We start from the raw sequence: 4,202 nt of genomic DNA, 5'->3' as shown, positions 1-4,202 counted from the left end.
AATATAAATTAATAGAAGTTTACATATCAGAAATTATAGGAAGAGAAGGATCTTATATGAAATTGGCGCTGCGCAACCGATTCTGTATAGATTTCTTCCCTTCTTTTTATTGTTGAAATTTTATTATAAAAAACAAAAATTATGGTTTATTCGAAGAGAACTTGTCTAATTGTGGCATTTCGGTGAAACCTTTGAATTATTAAAGGTTTTAGACTGAATCTATAGAATAGGAGAACGAGAAGTAAAAATATTCCAAACGTACATGAAGAAAATTGAAGCCGAGGTGATTCTATATGGAGACGAATAAACCTGTATTATCTGTAAAAGATTTAAGAAAAACATACGAAAGCACAGGTAATCGAGTGGATGCTTTAATTGATGTTAACTTTGATTTATTTCAGGGGGAGCTGCTTGCCATCATGGGGACAAGTGGATCCGGTAAAAGTACCTTGTTGAACATTCTTGGGGCGATGGACAGTCCAACCACAGGAGAGGTAAGTCTAAATGGTTATTATGAAAAGAACATGTTCAAAGAGCCTGCTGCTACTACATATCGAAGAAATAACATCGGATTTATATTCCAGTCTTTTAATCTTTTAAAAGACTTATCAGTAGAAGAGAATATTGCCTTGCCTCTCATTTTGAAGGGGTTAGACAGCAACAAAATCAATACAGACGTGGCGCGTATGTTGGAATTGATGGGTCTGGCAAAGTGGAAAACCCATCGTCCGGTTGAACTTTCCGGAGGGCAACAGCAGCGCGTCGCAATTGGGCGGGCATTGATCACATCGCCGCCAATCGTTCTCGCCGATGAATTGACGGGAAATCTGGATTTCAATACGTCTGCGGATATTCTATCCATTTTAGTCCGTATGAAAGAAGAGTTTAATCAAAGTATTGTCATGGTGACTCATGATGCGTATGTCGCCACTTACGCAGATCGGGTGCTTTTCTTCCATGACGGTTCGATTGTAGATGAATATGCCTGCAGTCATACGGAAGAGGATATGGACATCATTTTGCAGAAGTTCAAGCGGATTATGGAGAGGGTGTCATGATCAAGTCGCTGCAAGGATTAGCCTTTCGATTTTTCCGGGAAAATAAGTTCATCGCGGTTTCTTCCATACTCGGGGTAGCGATTTCGATTTCACTTATTCTAACGATGGCCTTGTTCGTTTCCAACGCGAAGCAATCACTCATGGATGAAGTACAGCAGATGTTCGGCACAATGGACCTGGCTGTCGGGTATAACCCCGAACAGGGAAAAATAATCGACCCAGCTCTTGCGAACCAATTAACTGCTTTTGATGCAGTGGAGGAGTCTTCATCTGTCCTGCTCTCGCGGCTGTATATAGAGCAATTGGAAAATACCATCTACACAATCGGAGCAGAAAACGATGCTTTGGCAAAAAGCCGGTATCATTTCTCAGAAGACCTCGCGCAGGATGATGTGATTTTGAACAGGCGGCTGGCAGAAGCGTTGCAGGTTCAAGCAGGCGACAAACTGATGCTGGAGAACCGTGAATATACAGTCAAGGAAGTTACGGCGGATCTGGAAGCCGCCGGACCAGTGACAGATACCCTTATCCTGGCGAAAAGCCGCGTTCAGTTGCTGGAATACGAAAAAACCGACATCTACCAGGAAGCGACCTATATCCTCATGAAAGCAAAAGAAGATGATCGCATACTGGAACTGGCCCAGGGGTTGAAATCAGTGGATTCGGAACTCCGCGTTGATATTGCGACCGAGGATGAATTTGTCAGAGCGAATCTGGATCTGCTCAATCAATTCATCATCGTCCTAGCGGTTCTCGTACTCGTTCTCACATCCTTGTTCATCATTTCCAATTTTGAAGTGTTCCTGTATAAATACAAAAATCAACTGGCTATCATGCGCGCTTTGGGAGCGTCCACGAAACAGATATTTACAGTCGTGTTCCTGCAGTCCGGACTGATCAACATTCTGGGGGCAGTGACGTCGTTCTTTCTGGTGCTTGGCAGTCATCAATTTATTCAGAGTTGGCTTGGACCGCTTTTAAACATTTCAATCACCAGAAATGCGTTCAACTTCGGTCTGGCATTTCTGATAATCGGCATCAGTTTTGCGATTATCCAGGTTTTCATGCTTATACCGGCATATCGCAGCAGCAAAGTTTTGCCGCTGACCATCATGCAGGAAAATGAAACGATCCATCTCCCTTATCAGAGGGTGCGAACGCTCTTTGGACTGGGTTTGATGACAGTAAGTATCGCTTTCATTACGTTCGGTTTCTTCTTCGCTCATCTCGTCCTTTTACTCCTGTTAGGTGCAGTATTCCTGGTCTTGAGTATGTTCTTACTGCTGCCGATATTCATCACACCGTTTTTGACGGGCTTGTTGCCAGCCATCAAATCCGTATTCGGCAACATATCTTTCATCACGGTGAAAAACTTGATTCCTCAAATCCGAAAGAACATTCTGGTCGTTCTGATTATCAGTGCGATGATGGTGATTGCTGTTTTCGGTTCTACTTTTATTCAGACCATCAGTCAAAGTGATGAAGAGTATGTGAAAAGACAGTTCCTTACGGAGATTCTCATCACGAGTTCAGTTGGTGGTGAACAGGCAGTCAGTCAAGAGGAACTGCAGCAAGCAGTCAATCGGCTGCCAGCAATTGAAAGCATCAGTACACTCAGTGGCTTGCATGGTCATACGATGTACTTCAACGATCAGACAGTATCAGTAGATTATGCATATGCGGATCTGGAAGCAATGCAAGAACAACAATTGATACCGGCTCTTCATACCACAAATGGTTTTCAGGCGGTCATTTCAGAAGAAGCAGCTGAGTTATATGGTCTTACAGTTGGTGCGGAAGTGCGTATCGAGCAGTTTTACGAAAGCACCGAATCGGCCTTTACCATTTCGGCCATCGCTAAGGAGTTGCCTCACTGGGCAGACGTCTTAATTGATTGGAACGCCACAATGGAGGACCCGGAGCTTAGCGTTGCGTTTGTCCAGCCGGTGGACGAAGATGTTCTCTATGCAGCCGGCGAGATTCAAAATCTCTTTCCAATGTTGACGGTGTCCAGTTTCGAACAGTCTTTGGAGCAGTCACAGCAGATGTCGTTCCAGCGCTCGTCCATCTTTCTTGTCGTGCTTGCAGTCATTCTCTTCAGTGTCATGCTGGGCGTTGTAAATACTTTGATTAATAATATCCACTCACGAAGAAAAGAATATGCGGTTCTGCGGGCAATTTCCCTGAGTCCGAAAGGGATTATCCAGGCTGTACTAACCCAGGTGGCGGTCTATCTCGTCATCGGTGTGGTGTTCGGCAGTGTTGCAGGATTTGCCTTGACATATGTGCTTAGCTTAGTGGACGGGACCCCATTACGGTTCGATTTCCAGCTCGTTGCCGCATTGCTGGGGGTGATAATAACCGCCTCACTGCTTGTATTCATCCCGTTTGCCAATAAAATCGGCAAGATGACGATTTCTACAGAACTCATGCAGGACAATAAATAAGAAACTAACTGAAGAAGAAGCTAATGAGGGATTATCGGAAGGAAAGAAGTGATGGACTAAGCTTCTTTCCTTCCTTTTGTTCGTTTAAGTGTACTTTTGCGAACGCTATTAATTCCAAAATTAACTAGCTATTTAATGAGCCTCTAAGTATATTTAAAGAAAAGTACATAGGTTATGGTACAAATGCAACTAGAATAAACTTTGGAAGATATCTTTCATCAAAGAAATGAGCTTGTTATAAATGACATTGTGATTAAAGGAGAAGGAGAATGAGAATGAGACCACTACCTTTTATAGGTGCGATGCTAGTTCTAATATTGATAATTACTGGTTGTAATCAACAGCCTAATATTGATATCACCGACGTCTTGATTCAAACAAGCGAAGCAATTGAAGAATTAGATGGTGTAGAAACTACTGCGACTTCTTTTGACGGGGAAAGTGATGTTAAATTTAGGATTATGGTTGAGGGGCACCTAACAGAGAAAGAAGCTGAATTTTTATTTGATCAAGTATTAGAAAATATTAGAAAGTTGTCGAATCATTCTGATGTCTGGAATTATTATAACGGGTACTTTGATATAAAAAATTACGATGACATGGTTAAGTATGAAGCAACTAAAATTATGGGAGAACCTTTTGCTATCTCGTCTAACTAAATTCCTAAACCGTCTTTGGTTTACATATCAGGAATTAT

The 4,202-nt window shown here is 42.4% G+C and carries 3 protein-coding genes; all 3 read left to right on the top strand.

The window, feature by feature from the left end; translation table 11 throughout:
- The first annotated feature begins 293 nt into the window (after positions 1–293).
- Positions 294–1,058: an ABC transporter ATP-binding protein gene (locus tag KW93_RS10915; protein WP_033543049.1), complete on the top strand. Its 765-nt coding sequence runs from the start codon at positions 294–296 to the stop codon at positions 1,056–1,058.
- Complete coding sequence (locus KW93_RS10910) at positions 1,055–3,505, top strand: FtsX-like permease family protein (RefSeq protein WP_033543048.1); 2,451 nt, start codon at positions 1,055–1,057, stop codon at positions 3,503–3,505. Before KW93_RS10915 ends, KW93_RS10910 begins: the two co-directional genes overlap by 4 nt.
- Positions 3,506–3,780: 275 nt before the next feature.
- Positions 3,781–4,164, top strand: coding sequence for a hypothetical protein (locus KW93_RS10905; RefSeq protein ID WP_152602449.1), 384 nt, complete (start codon positions 3,781–3,783; stop codon positions 4,162–4,164).
- The last annotated feature ends 38 nt before the right edge of the window (positions 4,165–4,202 follow it).

The organism is Planococcus sp. CAU13 (genome assembly GCF_000775575.1).
GTDB lineage: Bacteria > Bacillota > Bacilli > Bacillales_A > Planococcaceae > Planococcus.
Note: the sequence above shows the minus strand (reverse complement) of the source record. Positions and strands in the feature narration are given on the sequence as shown.